Annotated in this window: 21 protein-coding genes, 1 pseudogene and 1 riboswitch; of the genes and pseudogenes, 16 read left to right on the forward strand and 6 right to left on the reverse strand. The window is 54.8% G+C overall.

What is annotated here, in order from left to right:
* From HP564_RS19890 to rpoC, 9 genes and pseudogenes are all read left to right on the forward strand, one after another.
* Positions 1-72: pseudogene (locus HP564_RS19890) on the forward strand (elongation factor Tu); the annotation flags it as partial.
* Between the two features lie 227 nt (positions 73-299).
* On the forward strand, positions 300-683 hold the full coding sequence (gene secE / locus HP564_RS19895; RefSeq protein WP_033755817.1) for a preprotein translocase subunit SecE: 384 nt from the start codon (positions 300-302) through the stop codon (positions 681-683).
* 1 nt (position 684) lies between these two features.
* Entirely contained in the window at positions 685-1,230 is a 546-nt protein-coding gene (nusG, locus tag HP564_RS19900) for a transcription termination/antitermination protein NusG (protein ID WP_012439920.1), read from the forward strand.
* 146 nt (positions 1,231-1,376) lie between these two features.
* Complete coding sequence (rplK, locus tag HP564_RS19905) at positions 1,377-1,805, forward strand: 50S ribosomal protein L11 (RefSeq protein WP_013507401.1); 429 nt, start codon at positions 1,377-1,379, stop codon at positions 1,803-1,805.
* Between the two features lie 3 nt (positions 1,806-1,808).
* Positions 1,809-2,513 (forward strand): 50S ribosomal protein L1, encoded by a 705-nt coding sequence (rplA, locus tag HP564_RS19910; RefSeq protein WP_371245541.1) that lies wholly within the window; start codon positions 1,809-1,811, stop codon positions 2,511-2,513.
* 349 nt (positions 2,514-2,862) lie between these two features.
* Positions 2,863-3,360 carry a 50S ribosomal protein L10 gene (rplJ, locus tag HP564_RS19915; RefSeq protein ID WP_003848098.1) on the forward strand — a complete coding sequence of 166 codons (498 nt, stop codon included), beginning with the start codon at positions 2,863-2,865 and terminating at the stop codon, positions 3,358-3,360.
* A gap of 66 nt (positions 3,361-3,426) precedes the next feature.
* Positions 3,427-3,789, forward strand: a complete 363-nt coding sequence (gene rplL, locus HP564_RS19920) for a 50S ribosomal protein L7/L12 (RefSeq protein WP_033793155.1) — start codon at positions 3,427-3,429, stop codon at positions 3,787-3,789.
* A 330-nt stretch (positions 3,790-4,119) separates the two neighbouring features.
* Entirely contained in the window at positions 4,120-8,148 is a 4,029-nt protein-coding gene (rpoB, locus tag HP564_RS19925) for a DNA-directed RNA polymerase subunit beta (protein WP_371245542.1), read from the forward strand.
* A 79-nt stretch (positions 8,149-8,227) separates the two neighbouring features.
* Positions 8,228-12,451: a DNA-directed RNA polymerase subunit beta' gene (gene rpoC / locus HP564_RS19930; RefSeq protein ID WP_371245543.1), complete on the forward strand. Its 4,224-nt coding sequence runs from the start codon at positions 8,228-8,230 to the stop codon at positions 12,449-12,451.
* 91 nt (positions 12,452-12,542) lie between these two features.
* Here the strand turns inward: rpoC and HP564_RS19935 are convergent, their stop codons facing one another.
* Positions 12,543-12,731 (reverse strand): DUF1127 domain-containing protein, encoded by a 189-nt coding sequence (locus tag HP564_RS19935; protein ID WP_371245544.1) that lies wholly within the window; start codon positions 12,729-12,731, stop codon positions 12,543-12,545.
* 174 nt (positions 12,732-12,905) lie between these two features.
* On the opposite strand from HP564_RS19935, the gene HP564_RS19940 reads away from it, so the two are divergent.
* The gene (locus tag HP564_RS19940) at positions 12,906-14,375 is read left to right on the forward strand and encodes a PLP-dependent aminotransferase family protein (RefSeq protein ID WP_371245545.1); all 1,470 of its coding nucleotides are present in this window, start codon (positions 12,906-12,908) and stop codon (positions 14,373-14,375) included.
* A gap of 184 nt (positions 14,376-14,559) precedes the next feature.
* Here the strand turns inward: HP564_RS19940 and thiE are convergent, their stop codons facing one another.
* The 3 genes from thiE to rsd all read right to left on the reverse strand — a co-directional run bounded on the left by thiE (position 14,560) and on the right by rsd (position 18,040).
* Complete coding sequence (gene thiE / locus HP564_RS19945) at positions 14,560-15,195, reverse strand: thiamine phosphate synthase (protein ID WP_371245546.1); 636 nt, start codon at positions 15,193-15,195, stop codon at positions 14,560-14,562.
* A complete protein-coding gene (thiC, locus tag HP564_RS19950; RefSeq protein ID WP_371245547.1) occupies positions 15,192-17,120 on the reverse strand; it encodes a phosphomethylpyrimidine synthase ThiC in 1,929 nt (642 codons plus the stop codon). The genes thiE and thiC overlap by 4 nt, the downstream gene beginning before the upstream one ends.
* 87 nt (positions 17,121-17,207) lie before the next feature.
* A riboswitch (TPP riboswitch) is annotated at positions 17,208-17,308 on the reverse strand.
* Positions 17,309-17,530: 222 nt separating this feature from the next.
* A complete protein-coding gene (gene rsd, locus HP564_RS19955; RefSeq protein ID WP_371245548.1) occupies positions 17,531-18,040 on the reverse strand; it encodes a sigma D regulator in 510 nt (169 codons plus the stop codon).
* A 154-nt stretch (positions 18,041-18,194) separates the two neighbouring features.
* Here rsd and nudC point away from each other — a divergent pair, with 154 nt between their 5' ends.
* The 6 genes from nudC (at position 18,195) to HP564_RS19985 (ending at position 22,591) form a co-directional block, all read left to right on the forward strand.
* Positions 18,195-18,965: an NAD(+) diphosphatase gene (gene nudC, locus HP564_RS19960; protein WP_371245549.1), complete on the forward strand. Its 771-nt coding sequence runs from the start codon at positions 18,195-18,197 to the stop codon at positions 18,963-18,965.
* Between the two features lie 41 nt (positions 18,966-19,006).
* On the forward strand, positions 19,007-20,074 hold the full coding sequence (gene hemE / locus HP564_RS19965; protein WP_371245550.1) for a uroporphyrinogen decarboxylase: 1,068 nt from the start codon (positions 19,007-19,009) through the stop codon (positions 20,072-20,074).
* Between the two features lie 2 nt (positions 20,075-20,076).
* The gene (gene nfi, locus HP564_RS19970; protein ID WP_371245551.1) at positions 20,077-20,745 is read left to right on the forward strand and encodes a deoxyribonuclease V; all 669 of its coding nucleotides are present in this window, start codon (positions 20,077-20,079) and stop codon (positions 20,743-20,745) included.
* A gap of 62 nt (positions 20,746-20,807) precedes the next feature.
* Positions 20,808-21,398, forward strand: coding sequence for a YjaG family protein (locus HP564_RS19975; protein ID WP_371245552.1), 591 nt, complete (start codon positions 20,808-20,810; stop codon positions 21,396-21,398).
* A 188-nt stretch (positions 21,399-21,586) separates the two neighbouring features.
* Positions 21,587-21,859 carry a nucleoid-associated protein HU-alpha gene (gene hupA, locus HP564_RS19980; protein WP_033755847.1) on the forward strand — a complete coding sequence of 91 codons (273 nt, stop codon included), beginning with the start codon at positions 21,587-21,589 and terminating at the stop codon, positions 21,857-21,859.
* Positions 21,860-21,925: 66 nt separating this feature from the next.
* On the forward strand, positions 21,926-22,591 hold the full coding sequence (locus tag HP564_RS19985) for a DUF1481 domain-containing protein (protein ID WP_371245553.1): 666 nt from the start codon (positions 21,926-21,928) through the stop codon (positions 22,589-22,591).
* A gap of 32 nt (positions 22,592-22,623) precedes the next feature.
* Here the strand turns inward: HP564_RS19985 and purD are convergent, their stop codons facing one another.
* Both purD and purH read right to left on the reverse strand, forming a co-directional pair.
* Positions 22,624-23,904 carry a phosphoribosylamine--glycine ligase gene (gene purD / locus HP564_RS19990; protein ID WP_371245554.1) on the reverse strand — a complete coding sequence of 427 codons (1,281 nt, stop codon included), beginning with the start codon at positions 23,902-23,904 and terminating at the stop codon, positions 22,624-22,626.
* 16 nt (positions 23,905-23,920) lie between these two features.
* Positions 23,921-25,510: a bifunctional phosphoribosylaminoimidazolecarboxamide formyltransferase/IMP cyclohydrolase gene (gene purH / locus HP564_RS19995; protein ID WP_371245555.1), complete on the reverse strand. Its 1,590-nt coding sequence runs from the start codon at positions 25,508-25,510 to the stop codon at positions 23,921-23,923.
* Positions 25,511-25,858: the final 348 nt, after the last annotated feature.

Raw genomic sequence — 25,858 nt, forward strand, 5'->3', positions numbered from 1 at the left:
GGTCTGCGCTTCGCAATCCGCGAAGGCGGCCGTACCGTTGGCGCGGGCGTTGTTGCTGAAGTTATCGCTTAATTGCGATAATATTTGACGCAATGCATACGAAAAGGGCATCATTTGATGCCCTTTTTGCACGCTGTTATATAGAACCTGGCTCATCAGTGATTTTCGATCATAATCATTGCTGAGACAGGCTCTGTTGCGCGGCGTTGGATACCGAGTTACGCCCAAAAGCTCATTCGGTTTGGATGCCTCGCCTTGCGGGGCAAAATAGTTTCTGAATTATTGTGGCAGGTTGGTTTATGAGTGCGAATACCGAAGCTCAAGGGAGCGGCCGCGGCCTGGAAGCGATAAAGTGGCTGGCTGTTGTTGCATTACTGCTGGTAGCCATTGTAGGTAATTATATTTATCGCGACGTCACGCTGCCTCTGCGCGCGCTGGCTGTCGTGGTATTGATTGCCGCTGCAGGTGGCATTGCGCTGCTGACAGTGAAAGGCAAAGCAACCGTGGCATTTGCACGTGAAGCACGCACCGAAATGCGTAAGGTCATTTGGCCGACTCGCCAGGAAACGCTGCACACCACGTTAATCGTTGCCGCGGTTACCGCCGTGATGTCACTGATTTTGTGGGGGCTGGATGGTATTCTGGTCCGTCTGGTATCGTTTATCACTGGCCTGAGGTTCTGAGATGTCTGAAGCTCCAAAAAAACGCTGGTACGTCGTGCAGGCGTTTTCCGGTTTTGAAGGCCGCGTAGCACAGTCGCTGCGTGAGCACATCAAATTGCACAACATGGAAGAGCTGTTCGGCGACGTCATGGTTCCTACTGAAGAAGTGGTAGAAATCCGTGGCGGTCAGCGTCGTAAAAGCGAGCGTAAATTCTTCCCCGGTTACGTGCTGGTACAGATGGTGATGAATGACGCCAGCTGGCACCTTGTGCGCAGCGTACCGCGCGTAATGGGTTTTATCGGCGGCACCTCTGACCGTCCTGCACCGATCAGCGATAAAGAAGTGGATGCGATTATGAACCGCCTGCAGCAGGTGGGTGATAAGCCGCGTCCGAAAACGCTGTTTGAGCCGGGCGAAATGGTGCGTGTCAATGATGGCCCCTTTGCCGACTTTAATGGTGTGGTTGAAGAAGTCGATTATGAAAAGAGCCGCCTGAAGGTGTCGGTTTCTATCTTTGGCCGTGCAACGCCGGTCGAACTGGATTTCGGTCAGGTGGAGAAAGGTTAATCACCTTGCTCACATTCTGGCTCTTGCAGAAGGCGCGAAATTTAACTATAATTTCGCGCCTTTTGTTTTTATGCGCTGGCAACAGCGTGTGAACTGTTATCACGGGGAGCCTGTTTTCAGGCGCTATACCCAACTGAGGAATAATCATGGCCAAGAAAGTACAAGCCTACGTTAAGCTGCAGGTTGCAGCTGGTATGGCTAACCCGAGCCCACCGGTAGGTCCGGCTCTGGGTCAGCAGGGCGTTAACATCATGGAATTCTGTAAAGCGTTTAACGCCAAAACAGAATCTCTGGAGAAAGGTCTGCCTACTCCAGTTGTTATCACCGTATATAGCGACCGTTCTTTCACCTTCGTTACCAAAACTCCGCCGGCGGCCGTTCTGCTGAAAAAAGCAGCGGGCATCAAGTCTGGTTCTGGTAAGCCGAACAAAGATAAAGTCGGTAAAGTAACCCGTGCTCAGGTACGTGAAATCGCAGAAACTAAAGCTGCGGACATGACTGGTGCTGACGTAGAAGCGATGACTCGCTCTATCGAAGGTACTGCTCGTTCCATGGGCCTGGTAGTGGAGGACTAAGAAATGGCTAAGCTGACCAAGCGCATGCGCGTGATCCGTGACAAAGTTGATGCGACTAAACAGTACGACATCACTGAAGCTGTTGCTCTGCTGAAAGAACTGGCTACCGCTAAGTTTGTAGAGAGCGTGGACGTTGCCGTTAACCTCGGCATTGATGCACGTAAATCTGACCAGAACGTTCGTGGTGCGACCGTTCTGCCGCACGGTACTGGCCGTTCAGTACGCGTTGCTGTCTTTACCCAGGGCGCAAACGCTGAAGCTGCTAAAGCAGCTGGCGCTGAGCTGGTAGGTATGGAAGATCTGGCTGACCAGATCAAAAAAGGCGAAATGAACTTTGACGTTGTTATTGCTTCTCCGGATGCAATGCGCGTTGTTGGCCAGCTGGGCCAGGTTCTGGGTCCGCGCGGCCTGATGCCAAACCCGAAAGTTGGTACTGTAACGCCGAACGTTGCTGAAGCGGTTAAAAACGCTAAAGCGGGTCAGATTCGTTACCGTAACGACAAAAACGGCATCATCCACACCACCATCGGTAAAGTGGATTTTGACGCTGACAAGCTGAAAGAGAACCTGGAATCTCTGCTGGTTGCGCTGAAAAAAGCAAAACCTGCTCAGGCAAAAGGTATCTACATCAAAAAAATCAGCCTGTCTACCACCATGGGCGCTGGCGTTGCCATCGACCAGGCGGGTCTGAACGCAGCAGCAAACTAATTGCTGCTTGAAACGGGCGAAAAATTCACCTAGAATCTTACGCCCGTTGTTCTGGTAATCCAGAACCTGAATTTATACCCCGTTGTGCATGGGCTGCCGCTTCGGTGACACAACATGAACGGCGGGGTAGGTTGGAGCCAGGCCTTTCCTGGCCTCCGTCCAAGACCGCAGGTGCGGTACGTCTCAGGATGTAGCGCTTAATGCCCTGCGTAGACGGTGACAGAACCAAAAAGAATTTTTCTTAACTGGATTCTGCTCACCGTGTTTCAGCGCTTACTTTCCCTCGGGTCAGTAAGTGAAGTGAGTTCCGGGGAAATCCTTCCCTGGTCAAATCCAGGAGCAAAAGCTAATGGCATTAAACCTTCAAGACAAACAAGCGATTGTTGCTGAAGTCAGCGAAGTAGCCAAAGGCGCGCTGTCAGCGGTTGTTGCGGATTCCCGTGGCGTTACCGTTGATAAAATGACCGAACTGCGTAAAGCAGGTCGTGAAGCTGGCGTTTACATGCGTGTTGTTCGTAACACCCTGCTGCGCCGCGTCGTTGAAGGTACTCAGTTCGAGTGCCTGAAAGACACGTTTGTTGGTCCGACCCTGATTGCATATTCTATGGAACACCCGGGCGCTGCTGCTCGTCTGTTCAAAGATTTCGCGAAAGCGAATGCAAAATTTGAGGTCAAAGCTGCAGCCTTTGAAGGTGAGCTGATCACGGCGGCGAATATTGACCGTCTGGCAACTCTGCCGACCTACGAAGAAGCACTGGCACGCCTGATGTCGACCATGAAAGAAGCCGCTGCTGGCAAACTGGTCCGCACTCTGGCTGCTGTACGCGATGCAAAAGAAGCGGCTTAAGGCCAGATTCTTTTTCTTCGTACTTGCTAACGTATAAACTTTTTCTGATTCTTAGGAACAATTGTTATGTCTATCACTAAAGACCAAATTCTGGAAGCTGTTGCAGCTATGTCCGTAATGGAAGTAGTTGAGCTGGTTTCTGCTATGGAAGAAAAATTCGGCGTTTCTGCTGCTGCTGCTGTAGCTGTTGCTGCTGGCCCGGCTGAAGCTGTTGAAGAGAAAACTGAATTCGACGTCGTTCTGAAATCTGCTGGCGCGAACAAAGTAGCGGTAATCAAAGCTGTACGTAGCGCAACTGGTCTGGGCCTGAAAGAAGCCAAAGACCTGGTTGAAGCAACTGGCGTGATCAAAGAAGGCATCAGCAAAGACGACGCAGCTGCACTTGAAGCTGCTCTGAAAGAAGCTGGCGCAGAAGTTGAAGTTAAGTAAGACAACCTTTTGGTTGCAGCCTGAGTAACATCAGGCTGATGGCTGGTGGCTTTTTAGTCACCAGCCTTTTTGCGCTCAGGAGCTTTGATGGGGTTTCGCACTGTTTGTCCATCGCTGCTCTTCAATATCTTTTTCTATCGACGACTTAATATACTGCTTTCCTGCGCGGGTTCCCTGCCCATGCTAAAGCAATGAAATGATTTAAGAGTGATAGAAAGATGTATTGCATGTGACCTTCCGCGTCGCATGAATCAAACAAAATAGTGTTGCATGAACTGTCCTTCAGGACGGACAGCGTGGGTCGACTTGTCAGCTAGCTGAGGAACCCTAATGGTTTACTCCTATACCGAGAAAAAACGTATTCGTAAGGATTTTGGTAAACGTCCGCAAGTGCTGGACATACCTTATCTCCTTTCTATCCAGCTTGACTCGTTCCAGAAGTTCATCGAGCAAGATCCGGAAGGTCAGTACGGTCTGGAAGCAGCCTTCCGTTCCGTCTTCCCCATCCAGAGTTACAGCGGTAACTCAGAGCTGCAATACGTCAGCTATCGTCTGGGCGAGCCCGTCTTTGACGTTAAAGAGTGTCAGATTCGTGGCGTGACGTTCTCTGCTCCGCTGCGCGTCAAACTGCGTCTGGTGATCTACGAGCGCGAAGCGCCGGAAGGCACCGTAAAAGACATCAAAGAACAAGAAGTCTACATGGGCGAAATTCCGCTCATGACGGACAACGGTACCTTCGTTATCAACGGTACCGAGCGTGTTATCGTTTCTCAGCTGCATCGTAGTCCTGGCGTCTTCTTCGACAGCGATAAAGGTAAAACCCACTCTTCGGGTAAAGTGCTTTATAACGCACGTATCATTCCTTATCGCGGTTCATGGCTCGACTTTGAGTTCGACCCGAAAGACAACCTGTTCGTACGTATTGACCGTCGTCGTAAGCTGCCGGCCAGTATCATCCTGCGCGCGCTGCACTACACCACTGAGCAGATTCTTGATCTGTTCTTCGAAAAAGTGGTGTTTGAAATTCGCGACAACAAGTTGCAGATGGAGCTGGTGCCTGAGCGCCTGCGCGGCGAAACCGCCTCTTTCGATATCGAAGCTAACGGCAACGTCTACGTTGAAAAAGGCCGTCGTATCACCGCGCGCCACATTCGTCAGCTGGAAAAAGATGGCATTCAGCACATCGAAGTTCCGGTTGAGTACATCGCAGGCAAAGTGGTTGCGAAGGACTACATCGACGAGAGCACAGGTGAACTGATCGTTCCGGCAAACATGGAACTTTCAATGGATCTGCTGGCGAAACTAAGCCAGTCAGGCCATAAGCGTATCGAAACGCTGTTCACTAACGATCTGGATCACGGTCCGTATATCTCCGAGACCCTGCGTGTTGACCCAACCAACGATCGCCTGAGCGCGCTGGTTGAGATCTACCGCATGATGCGTCCGGGCGAGCCGCCGACGCGTGAAGCGGCTGAGAACCTGTTCGAAAACCTGTTCTTCTCAGAAGATCGTTACGATCTGTCGGCTGTAGGCCGCATGAAGTTCAACCGTTCACTGCTGCGCGATGAGATCGAAGGTTCAGGTATCCTGAGCAAAGAAGACATCATCGAAGTGATGAAGAAGCTGATCGACATCCGTAACGGTAAAGGCGAAGTGGACGATATCGACCACCTCGGTAACCGTCGTATTCGTTCAGTGGGCGAGATGGCGGAAAACCAGTTCCGCGTCGGCCTGGTTCGCGTAGAGCGTGCGGTGAAAGAGCGTCTGTCGCTGGGCGACCTCGACACGCTGATGCCGCAGGACATGATCAACGCCAAGCCGATCTCGGCGGCGGTGAAAGAGTTCTTTGGCTCCAGCCAGCTCTCACAGTTTATGGATCAGAACAACCCGCTGTCTGAGATCACGCACAAACGTCGTATCTCTGCACTTGGCCCGGGCGGCCTGACGCGTGAGCGCGCGGGCTTCGAAGTTCGAGACGTTCACCCGACTCACTATGGTCGTGTCTGTCCAATCGAAACGCCTGAAGGTCCGAACATCGGTCTGATCAACTCGCTCTCTGTCTATGCGCAGACCAACGAGTATGGATTCCTCGAGACGCCGTACCGTCGCGTTATCGATGGTGTGGTTTCTGACGAAATTCACTACCTCTCTGCAATTGAAGAGGGGAACTACGTTATCGCACAGGCCAACGCCCAGCTGGATGAAGAAGGTCACTTTGTTGACGACCTCGTCACCTGCCGTAGCAAAGGCGAATCGAGCCTGTTCAGCCGCGATCAGGTTGACTACATGGACGTTTCCACCCAGCAGGTGGTTTCCGTCGGTGCGTCACTGATCCCGTTCCTGGAGCACGATGATGCTAACCGCGCCTTGATGGGTGCGAACATGCAACGTCAGGCTGTACCGACTCTGCGTGCTGACAAGCCGCTGGTAGGTACCGGTATGGAGCGCGCAGTAGCGGTTGACTCCGGCGTAACCGCCGTGGCGAAACGTGGCGGTACCGTACAGTATGTGGATGCCTCTCGTATCGTTATCAAAGTTAACGAAGAAGAGATGTACCCGGGCGAAGCCGGTATCGACATTTACAACCTGACTAAGTACACCCGTTCTAACCAGAACACCTGCATCAATCAGATGCCGTGTGTGTCGCTGGGCGAGCCGGTCGAGCGCGGTGACGTGCTGGCTGACGGTCCGTCAACCGATCTGGGTGAACTGGCGCTGGGTCAGAACATGCGCGTCGCGTTCATGCCGTGGAACGGTTACAACTTCGAAGACTCCATTCTCGTATCTGAGCGTGTGGTTCAGGAAGACCGTTTCACCACCATCCACATTCAGGAACTGGCGTGTGTGTCTCGTGACACCAAGCTGGGACCAGAAGAGATTACGGCTGACATCCCGAACGTGGGTGAAGCGGCACTCTCGAAACTGGATGAATCCGGTATCGTGTATATCGGTGCGGAAGTGACCGGTGGTGACATTCTGGTTGGTAAGGTGACGCCGAAAGGCGAAACCCAGCTGACGCCGGAAGAGAAACTGCTGCGTGCGATCTTCGGTGAAAAAGCCTCTGACGTAAAAGATTCGTCACTGCGTGTGCCTAATGGCGTTTCCGGTACGGTTATCGACGTGCAGGTCTTTACGCGCGATGGCGTGGAAAAAGACAAGCGCGCGCTGGAAATTGAAGAGATGCAGCTGAAGCAGGCGAAGAAAGACCTGTCTGAAGAATTGCAGATCCTCGAAGCGGGCCTGTTTGGTCGTATTCAGGCGGTGCTGATCTCTGGTGGTGTTGAAGCCGATAAGCTCGACAAGCTGCCGCGTGAGCGCTGGCTGGAGCTGGGCCTGACCGACGAAGAGAAACAGAACGCGCTGGAGCAGCTGGCTGAGCAGTACGACGAGCTGAAGCACGAGTTTGAGAAAAAACTGGAAGCCAAGCGTCGTAAGATCACCCAGGGCGATGACCTGGCACCGGGCGTGCTGAAAATCGTTAAAGTGTATCTGGCCGTTAAGCGTCAGATTCAGCCTGGCGACAAGATGGCAGGCCGTCACGGTAACAAAGGTGTTATCTCCAAGATTAATCCGATCGAAGATATGCCTTACGACGAGAACGGCACGCCGGTCGACATCGTACTGAACCCGCTGGGCGTACCCTCACGTATGAACATCGGTCAGATCCTGGAAACGCATCTGGGTATGGCGGCAAAAGGTATCGGCGACAAGATCAACGCCATGCTGAAGCGTCAGGAAGAAGTCGCGAAAATGCGCGAATTCATCCAGCGTGCCTACGATCTGGGTGCGGACGTGCGTCAGCGTGTTGACCTCAACACCTTCTCTGATGATGAAGTGTTGCGTCTGGCTGAGAACCTGAAAAAAGGTATGCCGATCGCTACGCCAGTGTTTGATGGTGCGAAAGAAAGCGAAATCAAAGAGCTGTTGCAGCTGGGCGATTTGCCAACTTCTGGCCAGATTACGCTGTTTGATGGCCGTACCGGTGAGCAGTTCGAGCGTCCGGTTACCGTTGGCTATATGTACATGCTGAAACTGAACCACCTGGTTGATGACAAGATGCATGCGCGTTCCACCGGTTCTTACAGCCTGGTGACTCAGCAGCCGCTGGGTGGTAAAGCACAGTTCGGTGGTCAGCGCTTTGGTGAGATGGAAGTGTGGGCGCTGGAAGCATACGGCGCGGCATATACCCTGCAGGAAATGCTTACCGTTAAGTCTGATGACGTGAACGGCCGTACGAAGATGTATAAAAACATCGTCGACGGCAACCATCAGATGGAACCGGGCATGCCGGAATCCTTCAACGTTCTGTTGAAAGAGATTCGCTCGCTGGGTATCAACATCGAGCTGGAAGACGAGTAAGCACTCGCAAGTACTGGTTATGGGGCGCGCGGTTTCGGCTGCGTGCCCCTGAGAGTTCCACTCCGACGGGAGCTAATCCGTGAAAGACTTACTTAAGTTTCTGAAAGCGCAAACTAAAACCGAAGAGTTTGATGCGATCAAAATTGCGCTGGCGTCGCCAGACATGATCCGTTCCTGGTCTTTCGGTGAAGTTAAAAAGCCGGAAACCATTAACTACCGTACCTTCAAGCCTGAGCGTGATGGTCTTTTCTGTGCCCGTATTTTCGGACCGGTTAAAGACTACGAGTGCCTGTGCGGTAAGTACAAGCGCCTGAAACACCGTGGCGTGATCTGTGAGAAGTGTGGCGTTGAAGTGACCCAGACAAAAGTGCGTCGTGAGCGCATGGGTCACATCGAGCTGGCTTCTCCGACCGCGCACATCTGGTTCCTGAAGTCGCTGCCGTCCCGTATCGGCCTGCTGCTGGATATGCCGCTGCGCGATATCGAACGCGTGCTCTATTTTGAATCTTACGTTGTTATCGAAGGTGGCATGACCAACCTCGAAAAACGTCAGATCCTGACCGAAGAGCAGTACCTTGATGCGCTGGAAGAGTTCGGTGACGAATTCGACGCGAAGATGGGTGCCGAAGCGATCCAGGCGCTGCTGAAAAACATGGATCTGGAGCAAGAGTGCGAGCAGCTGCGTGAAGAGCTGAACGAAACCAACTCCGAGACCAAACGTAAAAAACTGACCAAGCGCATCAAGCTGCTGGAAGCGTTCGTACAGTCTGGTAACAAGCCAGAGTGGATGATCCTGACCGTGCTGCCAGTGCTGCCGCCAGATCTGCGTCCGCTGGTTCCGCTGGACGGCGGTCGTTTCGCGACGTCTGATCTAAACGATCTTTATCGTCGCGTGATCAACCGTAATAACCGTCTGAAGCGTCTTCTGGACCTGGCTGCGCCGGACATCATCGTACGCAACGAAAAACGTATGCTGCAGGAAGCGGTTGACGCCCTGCTGGATAACGGTCGTCGCGGTCGTGCGATTACGGGTTCTAACAAGCGTCCGCTGAAATCTTTGGCCGATATGATCAAAGGTAAGCAGGGTCGTTTCCGTCAGAACCTGCTCGGTAAGCGTGTTGACTATTCCGGTCGTTCGGTTATTACCGTAGGTCCATACCTGCGTCTGCATCAGTGCGGTCTGCCGAAGAAAATGGCACTGGAACTGTTCAAACCGTTCATCTACGGCAAGCTGGAACTGCGTGGCCTGGCCACCACCATCAAAGCCGCGAAGAAAATGGTTGAGCGCGAAGAAGCGGTGGTCTGGGATATCCTGGACGAAGTTATCCGTGAGCATCCGGTTCTGCTGAACCGTGCACCGACGCTGCACCGTCTGGGTATCCAGGCGTTTGAACCTGTTCTGATCGAAGGTAAAGCAATCCAGCTGCACCCGCTGGTGTGTGCGGCCTATAACGCCGACTTCGATGGTGACCAGATGGCTGTTCACGTACCGCTGACGCTGGAAGCCCAGCTGGAAGCGCGTGCGCTGATGATGTCGACTAACAACATTCTGTCCCCAGCGAACGGCGAGCCAATCATCGTTCCGTCTCAGGACGTTGTTCTGGGTCTGTACTACATGACCCGTGACAAGGTGAATGCACGCGGTGAAGGCATGGTGCTGACCGGCCCGAAAGAAGCTGAGCGCGTTTACCGTGCTGGCCTGGCCGAGCTGCATGCGCGCGTTAAAGTGCGTATTACCGAGTACAGCAAAAACGAGCAGGACGAGTTTGTTGCGAAGACCAGCCTGATCGACACCACCATTGGTCGTGCGATCCTGTGGATGATTGTGCCGAAAGGCCTGCCTTACTCTATCGTCAACCAGGCGCTGGGTAAGAAAGCTATCTCCAAAATGCTGAACACCTGTTATCGCATTCTGGGCCTGAAGCCGACCGTCATCTTTGCTGACCAGACCATGTACACCGGCTTTGCCTATGCAGCACGCTCTGGTGCGTCTGTTGGTATCGACGACATGGTTATCCCGGCGAAGAAAGTCGAGATCATCACGGAAGCGGAAGCAGAAGTTGCTGAGATCCAGGAGCAGTTCCAGTCTGGTCTGGTAACCGCGGGTGAACGTTACAACAAAGTCATCGATATCTGGGCTGCCGCGAACGAGCGCGTAGCGAAGGCGATGATGGAAAACCTCTCAACCGAAACCGTGATTAACCGTGACGGCGAAGAAGAGAAACAGGTTTCCTTTAACAGCATCTTTATGATGGCCGACTCTGGTGCGCGTGGTTCTGCGGCACAGATTCGTCAGCTGGCGGGTATGCGTGGTCTGATGGCGAAGCCAGATGGCTCCATCATCGAGACGCCAATCACCGCGAACTTCCGTGAAGGTCTGAACGTACTCCAGTACTTCATCTCGACCCACGGTGCGCGTAAAGGTCTGGCGGATACCGCACTGAAAACGGCAAACTCCGGTTATCTGACGCGTCGTCTGGTTGACGTAGCGCAGGATCTGGTGGTGACCGAGGATGACTGCGGCACGTTCGAAGGCATCATGATGACGCCGGTTATCGAAGGTGGCGACGTTAAAGAGCCGCTGCGTGAGCGTGTACTGGGTCGTGTGACCGCAGAAGACGTGCTGAAGCCGGGCACTGCTGACATCCTGGTTCCGCGTAACACGCTGCTGGATGAGCACTGGTGTGATGTGGTGGAGCATAACTCTGTCGACACCATCAAAGTGCGCTCTGTGGTTAGCTGTGAAACCGATTTTGGTGTCTGTGCACACTGCTATGGTCGCGACCTGGCACGTGGTCACATCATCAATAAAGGTGAAGCGATTGGTGTTATCGCAGCACAGTCCATCGGTGAGCCGGGTACACAGCTGACCATGCGTACGTTCCACATCGGTGGTGCGGCATCGCGTGCGGCGGCTGAATCCAGCATTCAGGTGAAAAACAAAGGTACCATCAAACTGACCAACGCCAAGTCGGTAACCAACTCCGCTGGCAAACTGGTTATTACCTCGCGTAACGTCGAACTGAAAATGATCGATGAGTTTGGTCGTACTAAAGAGAGCTATAAAGTCCCTTACGGCGCGACCATGGCGAAAGGTGACGGCGAGCAGGTTGCAGCGGGCGAAACCGTTGCGAACTGGGATCCGCACACCATGCCGGTTATCACCGAAGTGAGCGGCTATATTCGCTTTACTGACATGATCGATGGCCAGACCATCACGCGTCAGACTGACGAACTGACCGGTCTTTCTTCGCTGGTGGTACTGGATACCGCTGAGCGTACGGCGGGTGGTAAAGACCTGCGTCCGGCGCTGAAAATCGTCGATGAGCAGGGCGAAGACGTTCTGATCCCGGGCACCGACATGCCGGCTCAGTACTTCCTGCCGGGCAAAGCGATCGTTCAGCTGGAAGATGGTAAGAAAATCAGCTCTGGTGATACCCTGGCGCGTGTGCCTCAGGAATCTGGCGGTACCAAGGACATCACCGGTGGTCTGCCGCGCGTTGCTGACCTGTTCGAAGCGCGTCGTCCGAAAGAGCCAGCAATCCTGGCGGAGATCAGCGGTATCATCTCCTTCGGTAAAGAGACCAAAGGTAAACGTCGTCTGGTAATTACGCCGGTTGATGGCAGCGAGCCGTACGAAGAGATGATCCCGAAATGGCGTCAGCTCAACGTATTTGAAGGCGAGCGCGTAGAGCGTGGTGACGTGGTTTCCGACGGTCCGGAATCGCCGCATGACATTCTGCGTCTGCGTGGCGTCCATGCTGTGACCCGTTACATCACTAACGAAGTGCAGGAAGTTTACCGCCTGCAGGGCGTTAAGATTAACGACAAGCACATCGAAGTCATCGTGCGTCAGATGCTGCGTAAAGCGACCATCATGAGCGCCGGAAGCACCGACTTCCTGGAAGGTGAGCAGGCAGAAGTCTCTCGCATCAAGATCTCTAACCGCGATCTCGAAGCGAACGGCAAAATCGGCGCGACTTACATGCGCGATCTGCTGGGTATCACCAAAGCGTCACTGGCAACCGAATCGTTCATTTCGGCGGCATCGTTCCAGGAGACCACGCGTGTCCTGACCGAAGCCGCTGTTGCAGGCAAGCGCGACGAACTGCGTGGCCTGAAAGAGAACGTTATCGTGGGTCGTCTGATCCCGGCTGGTACCGGTTACGCTTACCATCAGGATCGTATGCGTCGCCGTCAGGCGGGTGAAGCACCGGTTGCACCGCAGGTTACTGCGGATGAAGCCTCTGCAAGCCTGGCTGAACTGCTGAACGCTGGTCTCGGCGGTAGCGACGACGAGTAATCGCTCTTCGCACAGTAAAAACCCTGCTTCGGCAGGGTTTTTTTATGGGCACAATTCAGGCGTCTCTTAGCCAGAAACGGATTACATTTTTTCACCTTAGCTTTTCTACGTCGCTGCGCGTCAGGCCAATGTCTTTCAGCTGTAAATCATTCAGATGCGAAAGGATCTGTCGCGTCTGGCGTCGCTGCTGCAGTTTACGGAAATAGCGCAGAAGCGCACGTACCAGATGCCAGGGGGTAACAGAGAAAGGCTTTGCCGCTCGGTTTTCTTCATATCCCATTTTCCTGCCCTCATTAAGTAATCTGACAGACATTTTCTGCCTCAGCAGGAAAAGGATACAGACGCAAAAATCGATTTTATTTAACATACAGATTGTGTTTTGAGGCATCTGAATGGTAAAAACTGCGCTTAACTGTACTGCTTTTTATCTCTGCTGGCCTGAGAGGATCCCATTATGACGCGCTATCAGCAGCTGGCTATGCATCTTGCACAGCGCATCGAGCAAGGGCTTTATCACAGCGGTGAGAAGCTGCCCTCTGTACGCAGTCTTAGTCTCGAACACGGCGTCAGCATCAGCACCGTGCAGCAGGCATATCATGTGCTGGAGGAGAAACAGCTGATTACGCCACAGCCGCGTTCTGGCTATTTTGTGGCACCTCGCAAAGCTACACCGCCTGTCCCGGCGCTGACGCGGCCCGTTCAGCGCCCCGTGGAAATTACGCAGTGGGAATCGGTACTGGATCTGCTCGAGAGCCGACTTGAGGCGAACACGCTACAGTTGGGCAGCGGTATGCCTAATCTCACTCAGCCCACGCTGAAGCCCTTGTGGAAAATTCTGGCGCGCCAGGCGCAAAGGCAGGAGGCACAGCTGCTCGGCTACGACAATCTGTATGGTGTCGCAGCACTGCGTGAGCAGATTGCGCGCCTGACGATCGACAGCGGCTGTCAGCTGTCAGCTGATGATATCGTGATCACCACTGGCTGCCATGAGGCGCTGTCGGTATCGATTCGCGCGATATGCGAACCGGGTGACATCATTGCGGTAGAGTCACCCTCCTTCCATGGGATTATGCAGACGCTGCGCGGCTTTGGTATTCGCGCCATTGAAATCCCTACTGATTCCGTTACCGGCATTAGCCTGGAGGCGCTTGAGCTGGCGTTCGAACAGTGGCCAATTAAAGCGGTAATGGTCGTGCCTAACTGTAATAATCCGCTGGGGTTTATTATGCCGGAGGCGCGCAAGCGGGCACTGCTGACGCTGGCACAGCGTTTCGACGTCGCGATTATTGAAGATGACGTTTACGGCGAGCTGGCCTGGGACTATCCGCGGCCTGCCACGCTGAAATCTCTGGATCTGGATGGCCGGGTGTTGCTGTGCAGCTCTTTTTCGAAAACGGTCGCGCCTGGCGTGCGCGTCGGCTGGGTGGCACCTGGGCGCTATCGCGATCGCGTCCTGCACATGAAATATATTTCTACCGGGTCGAGCAATACGCTGGGGCAGCATGCAATAGCGGAATTTATTCGCCAGGGATACTATCAACCACACCTGCGGCGTATGCGTCAGTTTTACCAGCGTAATTACGAGAGCTTTAGCTGCTGGGTGCGCCACTATTTCCCGTGTGGTATCTGCGTTTCGCGCCCACAGGGCGGCTTTATGATGTGGATAGAACTGCCGGAGGCGTTTGATGCTGTGCGGCTTAACCGCGAGCTGCGCGATGACCGAATCCAGATTGCTGTCGGATCGCTTTTCTCTGCCTCGGGAAAATACCGCAACTGTCTGCGGTTGAGCTTTGCGGTGACGCCGGACGATCATGTTGAACAGGCGCTGGCAAAAGTGGGTGAGGCAGTTGAGCGCGCGATGACCGCCTGTGCCGATGAGTCGATACCCGCCTTCATACCGCATGACATCCTCCTGGCTAAATAATGAGGAGCAGGGCCAGAAGGGGAGAAGGGAGTTTCCGGCCCTGGCCAGGCATGATTACCCGACGAGAGCCACTGTAGCGCGATGAAAAAACGGCGCGAGGCAGAAACCTCCCCGCTGCGCGCCGTCTTCCATCTTTTTTATGGCTGTTGCAAAACCTTGCCGCAGATAGCGAGTTTGTTCCAGATTATGTTGCGTGCCGCGGCTCGGCCAGATCCAGCAACTGCTGCGTGGCGGCGCGCCAGTCCGGGGCTTGTGTTATAGCACTGACGACAGCAATGCTACCGACACCCGTCGCCAGCACCTCGGGCGCGCGCGCTATGCTGATACCACCAATCGCGACGGTAGAAATACCTTTAAGCCGCGTAATATGCCGCTGGAGTTCGGACACTCCCTGCGGTGCGGAAGGCATCGCCTTTGTCTGGGTTGGAAAAATATGTCCCAGCGCAATGTAAGAGGGACGCAGTGCCAGTGCCCGCTCCAGCTCAGCATCATCATGGGTAGAGACCCCCAGCCGCAGGCCCGCTTCGCGAATCGCATTCAGGTTCGCCACCGCCAGGTCTTCCTGACCCAGATGCACCCCATAGGCCCGATGCTTAATTGCCAGCCGCCAGTAGTCATTGATGAACAGGCGCGCGTGGTAGCGCTTGCCGAGCGCAATCGCCTGCATTACCGCAGGTTCGACCGCCTCATCATTTTGATCCTTAATACGCAGCTGGAGCGTGCGTACCCCAGCCTCAAGCAGGCGCGCAATCCACTCTACGTTATCAACCACCGGATAGAGTCCCAGGCGCAACGCCGTGGCAGGAAAGGCGGTATTCACAGGTTCTCCTTATCCAGCGCATCAGCCGGGTGATAAAGTTCACCACCGCGGCGGCGAAAGGTATCTGCCATCTGCTTCATGCTGACTTCGACCGGCTGCGCCTCGGCTTCCTGCCTGGCCGCATAATCCCGTACTTCCTGCGTAATTTTCATTGAGCAGAATTTGGGTCCGCACATTGAGCAGAAGTGAGCGACTTTGCCTGACTCTTGCGGCAGCGTTTCATCATGATAGGCACGGGCAGTGTGGGGATCGAGGGCAAGGTTGAACTGATCTTCCCAGCGGAATTCGAAGCGTGCTTTAGACATGGCGTTGTCACGGATTTGCGCGCCGGGGTGTCCTTTTGCCAGGTCGGCGGCATGCGCGGCAATTTTATAGGTAATCAGACCCTGCTTAACGTCCTCTTTGTTTGGCAGCCCGAGATGTTCTTTGGGTGTCACATAACAGAGCATGGCGCAGCCAAACCAGCCGATCATCGCGGCCCCGATGCCGGAGGTAAAGTGATCGTAGCCGGGAGCAATGTCGGTGGTCAGCGGGCCGAGAGTATAGAAGGGCGCTTCATGGCAATGCTCCAGCTGCTCAGTCATATTGCGGCGGATCATCTGCATAGGAATATGGCCGGGGCCTTCAATCATGACCTGGACGTCATACTCCCAGGCAATCTTTGTCAGCTCACCCAGGGTATGCAGCTCAGCAAACTGCGCTTCGTCATTGGCATCCTGAATTGAACCGGGACGCAGCCCGTCACCGAGTGACAGAGAGATGTCATAGGCGGCACAGATTTCGCAAATATCGCGAAAATGCTCATAGAGAAAGCTTTCGCGGTGATGCGACAGGCACCATTTCGCCATGATCGAGCCGCCGCGCGAGACGATACCGGTCAGCCGTTTTGCCGTCATCGGGACATAGCGCAGCAGCACGCCCGCGTGGATAGTGAAGTAATCAACGCCTTGCTCCGCCTGTTCCAGCAGCGTGTCGCGAAAGACCTCCCAGTCAAGATTTTCAGCAACGCCGTTCACCTTCTCCAGCGCCTGGTAAATCGGCACCGTGCCAATCGGAACGGGACTGTTACGCAGGATCCATTCACGCGTTTCGTGAATGTAGCGGCCGGTCGAGAGGTCCATAACGGTATCCGCACCCCAGCGCGTTGACCAGACCAGCTTCTCGACCTCTTCCTCAATTGAGGAGGTGACTGCCGAGTTGCCGATATTGGCGTTAACCTTCACCAGAAAATTACGCCCGATAATCATGGGCTCCGACTCGGGGTGATTGATGTTGGCAGGAATAATGGCGCGCCCGGCGGCCACCTCCTGCCGGACAAACTCTGGCGTAATGTTTTCCGGCAGCTGTGCGCCAAAGCCGTAGCCAGGATGCTGTTGCCGCAGTACTTCACCGCGAATGCGTTCGCGGCCCATATTTTCGCGCAGCGCGATAAATTCCATTTCTGGCGTGATTATGCCCTGGCGCGCATAGTGAAGCTGAGTAACGCAACGTCCCGCTTTTGCACGACGTGGCTGCGGCAGATGATCGAAACGCAAATGATCCAGCCCGTCATCGGCCAGGCGCTGCTGCGTATAGCGGGAGCTGATTTGCGTCAGAGTTTCGCTGTCGCCGCGCGCCTCAATCCAGCCGGCACGTAGCTTCGTCAGCCCGCGCTGCACGTCGATAACAGCTTCAGGATCGCCATAGGGTCCCGCGGTGTCGTAAACCGGTATTGCCTCATTCTCTTCATAGCGCGGATCCTCTTTGCTGCCACCGGTCAGCGTGGGGCTGAGCTGGATTTCACGCATCGGTACGCGAATATCATCACGGCTGCCCTGGATCCAGATACGTTTTGAATTGGGAAAGGCGACGCCGCCCTGTAGCGCATTGATAAATGCCTGCGCTTCAGCACGCTGTTCACGTCGGTTGGTTTTGGTGATAGACATAGCAATTTTCCTGTTGAAGGGGAACGTTGCTTGTCCGGAGTTCGGAAGGAGTAACAGAAACAGCAGGCAAAAAGCGCCAGCATACTGATGATGATTACTCTTGTTCCCTTCGCAGGTTCTAACCTGATCAGGTTCCGCGGATCCCGAATTAACGGTCTCAGCCCTTACGGGCACTCCGACAAGATAGGTAAACGATTTTCTGGCTGATGCGTTTGCCGTTTCGCGCCCGAACCGTGCCTGTGACGGTCAGAGCAGGAACCGGCTGTGCTTACCGCGCCAGAACGCTCATTTACTTTAGCTACGGTACGAACGTAGCGTTAAGCAAAACGGGTTTTCAACGCTATGGTCGAAAACCCGTCCAGCATAAAAGGGCTTTTACTGAATAACAAGCATTTTACAACTGATTAACCTTAAGCCGGGCGCGAGAGCTGAGTGCTGTCATTGGCAACCGGTGCGCGTACCAGCTGATTATCCCACGCAAGCTGGATAAGCTTATCTTCCAGCGTAAAGCGGGCTTCCAGCACTTCGCCCACTTCTGACAGTGCCAGCTGGAAATCCACGCAGTTGTCGTCGTCGATAGACTGTTGCAGATGGCCATCGTAGAGCTGCATCAGACGTTCGGTATTGGCTTCCAGCGGGGGATAAATTTGCGCCGCCGCTACCATCGGGCTGTCGCCCTGCATCTCATTAATGACGCGTTCATAGATGCTGAAATGACCGGCAGAAAGATAATCGACCAGACCGTGACAAAAGTTGTCGAGCGCCTGCTCGTCTAAAGTGGTGAGCGCTTCTTTGTTGGGCTTCAGCCCAACCAGGTGGTAATACGAAACAAGTAGCTGACGACGGGCAGCCAGCCACGAATCTACCAGTTCGTTACTGCCACCTACGCGCTCGGTCAGGACATTTAACTGGTTAAGCATTTCTGACTCCATGTAAATAAATTCCCTCTACCGTTGATGCTGCGGCTGGCGCGAGGCCGCCTGCAAGCTGAACGATTTAGGGTATAGTTGTTTGTCTACACACTTAACATCAGGACTTCAGCGTATCACTTCGACGCTAAGGATGACGATTTATATGCAACATGAGATCTCAAGCGTAGACGCTGGATGGTGGATTGTCAGCCATGAACAGAAACTTTGGTTGCCGCAAGGTGATCTGCCGCACGGCAGCGCTGCTACGTTTAAGCTGGTGGGAAGCAAGGCACAGTCTGTTGGTGAGTGGCAAGGCGAGACGGTGTGGCTGGTTTGCGAAAACCGCGATCGCGATATGTTCTCGGTGCGCCAGCTCATTAACGAAGAGACCGGGCTGTTTCAACTCGCTGGTCGCGCCGTACAGCTGGCAGAGTTTTACCGCTCCCACCGCTTCTGCGGCTATTGTGGTCATGAGATGCATCTGAGCAAGCATGAAAACGCCTGTCTGTGTGGTCACTGCCATGAACGCTATTACCCGCAAATCGCGCCCTGCATTATTGTCGCTATACGACGCGGTAGCGAAATCCTGCTGGCAAACCATGCGCGTCATCGCAACAGCATCTATACCGTGCTGGCCGGCTTTGTTGAGGTTGGAGAGACGCTGGAGCAGGCGGTGGCGCGCGAGGTAATGGAGGAAAGCAGCGTGCGCATCAAAAATCTACGCTACGTTACCTCACAGCCGTGGCCGTTTCCGCATTCGTTGATGATGGCGTTTATGGCGGAGTATGACGGTGGCGATCTGCAAATTGATAATAAAGAGCTCCTGGATGCGGGCTGGTATCGCTATGACGCGCTGCCGATGTTACCACCGCCGGGTACCGTTGCGCGCCGCCTGATCGAAGATACCGTTGCCATCTGCCGCGCCGAAGAATAAGAAGTGTTACACTACGCGCCTGAAATTGAGAGAGTCCTGAAATGAGTGAACTGAAGAACGATCGTTATCTGCGCGCCCTGTTACGTCAGCCGGTGGATATCACCCCGGTGTGGATGATGCGACAAGCCGGGCGTTATTTGCCGGAATACAAAGCGACGCGCGCCCAGGCAGGGGATTTTATGTCGCTGTGTAAAAACGCCGAGCTGGCGTGTGAGGTGACGCTACAGCCGCTGCGTCGTTATCCGCTCGATGCGGCGATCCTCTTCAGCGACATCCTGACCATTCCTGACGCGATGGGGCTGGGACTCTATTTTGAAACGGGCGAAGGTCCGCGTTTCTCCCGTCCGATCACCTGCCGCGCTGACGTCGATAAGTTACCGGTGCCCGACCCGGAGCAGGAGCTGGGCTACGTCATGAACGCAGTGCGGACCATTCGCAAGAACCTGAAGGGCGAAGTACCCCTGATCGGTTTCTCTGGCAGTCCCTGGACGCTGGCAACCTACATGGTCGAGGGCGGCAGCAGCAAAGCCTTCACTAAAATTAAAAAGATGATGTACGCCGATCCAGCTACGCTGCATGCCATGCTCGATAAACTGGCCGACAGCGTCATTCTCTACCTTAACGCGCAGATCCGCGCCGGGGCCCAGTCGGTAATGGTCTTTGACACCTGGGGTGGGGTACTGACGGGCCGCGACTATCTGGAGTTCTCGCTCTACTACATGCATAAAATCGTCGACAGCGTCCTGCATGAGAACGAGGGTCGCCGCGTACCGATTACGCTGTTTACTAAAGGCGGCGGACAGTGGCTGGAGGCGATGGCGGCAACCGGCTGCGATGCGCTTGGCCTCGACTGGACAACCGATATTGGTGACGCCCGCCGTCGCGTTGGCGACAAAGTCGCCCTGCAGGGCAATATGGATCCGTCTATGCTTTATGCGCCAGCTGCGCGTATTGAACAGGAAGTTGCGGGAATTCTCGAAGGCTTCGGTGCGGGTAGCGGCCACGTTTTCAACCTGGGACATGGCATACATCAGGATGTGCCGCCAGAGCATGCGGGCGTGTTTGTTGAGGCGGTACACCGTCTCTCAGGCCAATATCATCAGGAGTAAATATGGACATTGCTGCACTGCGCGCGGAACAGATCCAGCGTGCTGCAGAAGTGGTGCGGCAGGACGATTTTGACGTTCTGCCGCCGCGTTTTATCGGCGGCGCTGACGTCGGATTTGAACAGGAAGGGGCGGTAACGCGTGCTGCCCTGGTTATCCTCGAATATCCCTCCCTCCGGCTGGTGGAGCATCGCGTAGCGCGCATTGCGACCACCATGCCCTATATTCCTGGCTTTCTCTCTTTCCGCGAATACCCGGCGCTGTTGGCCGCGTGGAACACTCTGGAACACAAACCCGATCTGCTGTTTGTCGATGGACACGGCATCTCCCACCCGCGCCGTCTTGGTGTGGCATCGCATTTTGGTTTAATGGTGGACGTCCCGACCATTGGCGTAGCGAAAAAGCGTCTGTGCGGGCGTTTTGCCGAGTTAGGCGCTGAGCCGGGTTCGCGCCAGCCGCTTATTGATAAGGGCGAGCAGATTGGCTGGGTATGGCGCAGCAAGGCGCGCTGTAATCCGCTGTTTGTCGCAACCGGACACCGTGTCAGCCTCGACAGTGCGCTGCACTGGGTAGAAAAGTGCATGGGGGGGTATCGCCTGCCGGAACCGACGCGCTGGGCGGACGCCGTAGCTTCAAACCGTACCGCGTTTCAGCGCTGGCAAAACGCGCTTTAACGCTGTGCAGGCGGCGCTTTTGCGGTACACTGCCGCCAGCTAAACGATGAAGAGCCCTGTTCATGTTACAAAACCCCGTTCACCTGCGTCTGGCAAAGCTGGAAAGCTGGCAGCATATGACGTTTATGGCTTGCCTCTGCGAGCGCATGTTCCCTAACTACTGGGCATTTTGCCAGCAGACCGAATTTTCCGATCCGGCGCTTTACCGCCGCATCCTCGACCTTATCTGGGAAAGCCTGACGGTCAAAGACGCCAAAATTAACTTCGACAGCCAGCTGGAAAAGCTTGAGGCGGCGATCCCTGATGGCGATGCGTTCGAGGTGTACGGTGTTTATCCGGCCATCGATGCCTGCGTGGCCCTGAGCGAAGCTCTGCATGCAATGCTGAGCGGTGAAACTCTGGAGCACGCTATCGAAGTCAGCAGAACATCGATCACCACCGTCGCGATGCTGGAAATGACGCAGGCCGGGCGCGAAATGAGCGACGAAGAGCTGCGCGAAAATCAGGCCGTCATTGACGAGTGGGATCTGCAATGGGAGATTTTTCGCCTGCTTGCCGACTGCGAAGAGCGAGACCTTGAATTGATCAAAGGATTGCGTCTGGACCTGCGGGAGGCGGGAATCAGCAACATCGGTATAAATTTTCAGCAGTAAGGCGGGAAAACGTGACTTCAGGCCCGAATTAGCGCGCCTGGAGGCTTCACATCGGCCCCCTGTCTGGTCTACATTTGGGGGGCTGAAAATTGTGGCTATCGGTGCGTGCAGGCTGAAGAGTGCCAGAATATGGCTTTTCCCTCGCACTCGTTGCTTAGCGAGCGATAAATACACTTTAAGGATAACTTATGAACAAGACTCAACTGATTGATGTGATCGCGGAAAAAGCTGACCTGTCAAAAACCCAGGCTAAAGCGGCTCTGGAATCTACTCTGGCTGCGATCACTGAGTCTCTGAAAGAAGGTGATGCTGTACAACTGGTTGGTTTTGGTACTTTTAAAGTGAACCACCGCGCTGAGCGTACCGGTCGCAACCCGCAGACTGGCAAAGAGATCAAAATCGCTGCGGCAAACGTACCGGCATTCGTGTCTGGTAAAGCGCTGAAAGATTCAGTTAAATAAGACGTCGCACTGCGGTCAGAATTTAAAAAGGGGCGTATTCGCCCCTTTTGTATTTAGGGGCCAGCTATGCCGACTCTGCGCTCACGCGCCTGTTTTGCCCTGCTTGTTCTCCTTCTGCTATCCGGGTGTCGTTCAACACCGGACATCCCCCCTTTTACTGCCAGCGGCTATCTTGCCGATCGTGGCGCGGTACGTATCTGGCGTAAAAACGACGGGCAAAGCACGATCCATTTAAAAACCCTCTACACACCGTTTAACGGTGATGCGGCGGAGACTACCGACTATCTGTGGCAGGAAGATCAGCTGGTCAGCGTGGCGCGACACGTCAATGGCAAACAACCGGATGATGTGACGTTACGTTTTGATCAGGATGGCAGCCTGAGCTTTATGCAGCGGCAGCTTGCTGGTCGTCGCGAGGCGGTCGATACCGATACGGTTGAACTCTATAAATTCGATGCCCAGCGCATGCTGGCACAAAGCAACGCTTTACTCAGCGGGCGCGTAATGCTGAAGCAGGGTGAGTGGCTGGGCGCAAAGCAGATCAAAACCTGTGACGGGGAGCGTGTGTCACCCGCTCTCGACGGCTATGCAATTCAGACGCTGGTAAAGCAACAGCTGCGCAGCAGTACGCCACTACTGGTTTCCTGGCTGGAAGCACCGGAAGGTACGCAGCTGCTACGCGCCGCGCCAGGAGAAAGCTGCGCTACGCAGCCTGAAGAGGCAGATTTTTAAAAAGAGAAAAGGGGCACATCGGCCCCTTTCGCTTATTTGCGGTTAATGGCGCGATAGCCAATATCGCGACGGCAGAAACTGCCGTTCCAGGAGATGGGGTGCGCCAGCTCATAGGCGCGCTTTTGCGCCGCTGCCACGTCATCACCCAGCGCAGTAACGCACAGCACGCGGCCGCCGTTGGTCACCACCAGGTCATTTTCCAGACGTGTACCGGCATGGAATACCTTGCCATCCTCGACCTGTTCCAGCGGCAGACCATGAATCTGCTCGCCATTGACGTAATCGCCCGGATAGCCACCGGCAGCCAGCACCACGCCCAGTGCCGGACGTGGATCCCACTGTGACTCTTTTTGATCCAGCGTGCCATCGCAGGCTGCGAGGCAAAGATCGACCAGATCCGACTGCAGGCGCAGCATGATCGGCTGCGTTTCCGGATCGCCGAAGCGGCAGTTGAACTCAATGACCTTTGGCTGACCTGACTGATCGATCATCAAACCCGCATACAGGAAGCCGGTATAAACGTTGCCTTCCGCCGCCATGCCGCGCACCGTTGGCCAGATCACCTGCTCCATTACGCGCTGGTGGATTTCGTCGCTCACCACTGGCGCAGGTGAGTAAGCGCCCATCCCGCCGGTGTTTGGGCCGGTATCACCGTCGCCGACGCGCTTATGATCCTGGCTGGTCGCCATCGGCAGCACATTCTCGCCATCGACCATTACAATAAAGCTGGCTTCCTCGCCATCAAGAAACTCTTCGATAACAATTCGGTGGCCCGCGTCACCAAATGCATTACCGGCCAGCATATCTTTCACGGCGGCTTCAGCCTCTTCCAGCGTCATGGCAACGATGACGCCTTTACCTGCTGCCAGTCCGTCGGCCTTGATAACAATGGGCGCACCCTTCTCGTGAAGATAGGCCAGTGCCACTTCCACATCAGTGAAGTTACGATATTCCGCGGTTGGGATCTGATGACGAGCCAGAAAATCTTTGGTAAACGCCTTAGAGCCTTCCAGCTGAGCGGCATTTTTAGTGGGGCCAAAAATCTTCAGCCCTGCCGCACGGAAGGCGTCAACCACGCCGATAACCAGCGGTGCTTCAGGGCCGACGATAGTCAGGTCGATCGCCTCGCGCTGGGCAAATGCCAGCAGCGCAGGGATGTCGGTAGCGCTAATGTCCACATTTTGCAGCGCCGGTTCCAGCGCGGTACCGGCATTGCCGGGTGCAACAAACACGGTTTCCGCCAGCGGCGACTGTGCCGCTTTCCAGGCTAGCGCATGCTCACGACCGCCGTTACCAATCACTAAAATTTTCATGTTGCTCTCCAGAGTATTAATGGCGGAAATGGCGCATGTCAGTGAAGATCATGGCAATACCGTGTTCATCAGCGGCGGCGATCACTTCATCATCACGGATAGAGCCGCCGGGCTGGATAACGCAGGTGATACCCACCGCAGCCGCTGCGTCAATGCCATCACGGAACGGGAAGAAGGCGTCGGAGGCCATGGCTGAGCCTTTCACATCCAGTCCTTCATCTGCTGCCTTGATGCCAGCGATTTTCGCAGAGTAGACGCGGCTCATCTGGCCTGCGCCAATACCGATAGTCATATTGTCGCGCGCATAAACAATGGCGTTGGATTTAACAAACTTCGCCACTTTCCAGCAGAAGAGCGCATCGCGTAGCTCCTGCTCGCTCGGCTGACGTTTGCTGACAACGCGCAGCTGGCTGGCCTCTACCATACCCAAATCGCGATCCTGAACCAGCAGGCCGCCGGTAACGCGTTTGAAATCGAGACCGGCAATGCGCGCCTGCCACTCACCACAGACCAGCACACGCACGTTCTGTTTCGCAGCGGTGATTTTCAGGGCGGCTTCGCTGGCGGAAGGGGCAATAATCACTTCGACAAACTGACGGCTAATGATGGCCTGCGCGGTCACTTCGTCGAGCTCGCGGTTAAACGCAATAATGCCGCCGAAAGCGGATGTTGGGTCTGTTTTATAGGCGCGCTCGTAGGCGTCCAGAATGGATGAGCCCGTGGCAACACCGCATGGATTAGCGTGCTTGACGATCACGCAGGCTGCTTCGCTGAATGCCTTCACACACTCAAGCGCCGCGTCGGTATCGGCAATGTTGTTATAGGAGAGCGCTTTGCCCTGTAGCTGCTGGGCCGTGGCGACGGAAGCTTCCTGCACATTCTCTTCTATATAGAAAGCCGCATCCTGATGGCTGTTTTCACCGTAGCGCATATCCTGCTTCTTAATGAAGTTCAGGTTCAGCGTGCGGGGAAAGCGGCCAGCCGGCTGGTCACGCTCACCATGATAGGCGGGAACCAGCGAGCCAAAGTAGTTGGCAATCATACTGTCGTAGGCGGCGGTATGTTCAAACGCTTTAATAGCAAGGTCGAAGCGCGTTTCAGGCGTCAGAGAGTTTTCGTTGGCGTCCAGCTCGGCCACAATTGCCTCGTAGTCGCTGCTCTTAACCACAATGGCGACATCTTTATGGTTTTTGGCCGCCGAGCGCACCATCGTCGGGCCGCCAATATCAATATTCTCTACCGCATCTTCCAGCGTGCAGCCTTCACGCGCCACCGTCTGTGCAAAGGGGTAGAGGTTCACCACCACCATGTCGATAGGCTCGATGGCGTGCTGCGCCATTATCGCATCATCCTGACCGCGACGTCCCAGGATGCCGCCATGCACCTTCGGGTGCAGCGTTTTAACGCGTCCATCCATCATTTCCGGGAAACCGGTGTAGTCAGACACCTCGGTAACGGGGAGACCCGCATCGGCCAGCAGGCGAGCGGTTCCACCTGTTGAGAGCAGTTCGACACCGCGGCTGGAGAGCGCCTGAGCAAATTCGAGGATGCCCGCTTTGTCTGAGACACTCAGCAGAGCGCGGCGTACAGGACGACGTTGTTGCATGGTGGTTTTATCCCTTGGCTTTGTTTCGCATAAATAAGAGCGTTACATCAAGCTTAGCGAGCTTCTCCCTAATAAGAAGCAGCAAAACTTCAGGTAACGCCCCGAAAAGGGGCATCCGTGACGTCGCGGGGCATTGTAGCGAAAACGTTTGCGTGCTGCTCGCAAAAATTCGCATTGATATACGATTGTGGATAACTTTGTGAGTAATCGCGTATAAGGCAGGCTTTTGCTGTGGAATGCAGCGAACAGTCATTTTTCTGCAATTTAGCTGTTGCGCTCTCTGAACGACTCCCTATAATGCGCCTCCATCGACACGGCACAACGGCTTACGGAATGCAGTGTTGAGGT

The sequence above is a fragment of the Pantoea sp. KPR_PJ genome (assembly GCF_041386365.1).
Lineage (GTDB): Bacteria > Pseudomonadota > Gammaproteobacteria > Enterobacterales > Enterobacteriaceae > Pantoea.

Excerpts from the sequence above, each read along its gene's own strand:
- secE (WP_033755817.1), top strand. The coding sequence starts at position 300 with ATGAGTGCGAATACCGAAGCTCAAGGGAGCGGCCGCGGCCTGGAAGCG.
- nusG (WP_012439920.1), top strand. The coding sequence starts at position 685 with ATGTCTGAAGCTCCAAAAAAACGCTGGTACGTCGTGCAGGCGTTTTCC.
- rplK (WP_013507401.1), top strand. The coding sequence starts at position 1,377 with ATGGCCAAGAAAGTACAAGCCTACGTTAAGCTGCAGGTTGCAGCTGGT.
- rplA (WP_371245541.1), top strand. The coding sequence starts at position 1,809 with ATGGCTAAGCTGACCAAGCGCATGCGCGTGATCCGTGACAAAGTTGAT.
- rplJ (WP_003848098.1), top strand. The coding sequence starts at position 2,863 with ATGGCATTAAACCTTCAAGACAAACAAGCGATTGTTGCTGAAGTCAGC.
- rplL (WP_033793155.1), top strand. The coding sequence starts at position 3,427 with ATGTCTATCACTAAAGACCAAATTCTGGAAGCTGTTGCAGCTATGTCC.
- rpoB (WP_371245542.1), top strand. The coding sequence starts at position 4,120 with ATGGTTTACTCCTATACCGAGAAAAAACGTATTCGTAAGGATTTTGGT.
- HP564_RS19935 (WP_371245544.1), bottom strand. The coding sequence starts at position 12,731 with ATGGGATATGAAGAAAACCGAGCGGCAAAGCCTTTCTCTGTTACCCCC.
- HP564_RS19940 (WP_371245545.1), top strand. The coding sequence starts at position 12,906 with ATGACGCGCTATCAGCAGCTGGCTATGCATCTTGCACAGCGCATCGAG.
- thiC (WP_371245547.1), bottom strand. The coding sequence starts at position 17,120 with ATGTCTATCACCAAAACCAACCGACGTGAACAGCGTGCTGAAGCGCAG.
- rsd (WP_371245548.1), bottom strand. The coding sequence starts at position 18,040 with ATGCTTAACCAGTTAAATGTCCTGACCGAGCGCGTAGGTGGCAGTAAC.
- nudC (WP_371245549.1), top strand. The coding sequence starts at position 18,195 with ATGCAACATGAGATCTCAAGCGTAGACGCTGGATGGTGGATTGTCAGC.
- hemE (WP_371245550.1), top strand. The coding sequence starts at position 19,007 with ATGAGTGAACTGAAGAACGATCGTTATCTGCGCGCCCTGTTACGTCAG.
- nfi (WP_371245551.1), top strand. The coding sequence starts at position 20,077 with ATGGACATTGCTGCACTGCGCGCGGAACAGATCCAGCGTGCTGCAGAA.
- HP564_RS19975 (WP_371245552.1), top strand. The coding sequence starts at position 20,808 with ATGTTACAAAACCCCGTTCACCTGCGTCTGGCAAAGCTGGAAAGCTGG.
- hupA (WP_033755847.1), top strand. The coding sequence starts at position 21,587 with ATGAACAAGACTCAACTGATTGATGTGATCGCGGAAAAAGCTGACCTG.
- HP564_RS19985 (WP_371245553.1), top strand. The coding sequence starts at position 21,926 with ATGCCGACTCTGCGCTCACGCGCCTGTTTTGCCCTGCTTGTTCTCCTT.
- purD (WP_371245554.1), bottom strand. The coding sequence starts at position 23,904 with ATGAAAATTTTAGTGATTGGTAACGGCGGTCGTGAGCATGCGCTAGCC.
- purH (WP_371245555.1), bottom strand. The coding sequence starts at position 25,510 with ATGCAACAACGTCGTCCTGTACGCCGCGCTCTGCTGAGTGTCTCAGAC.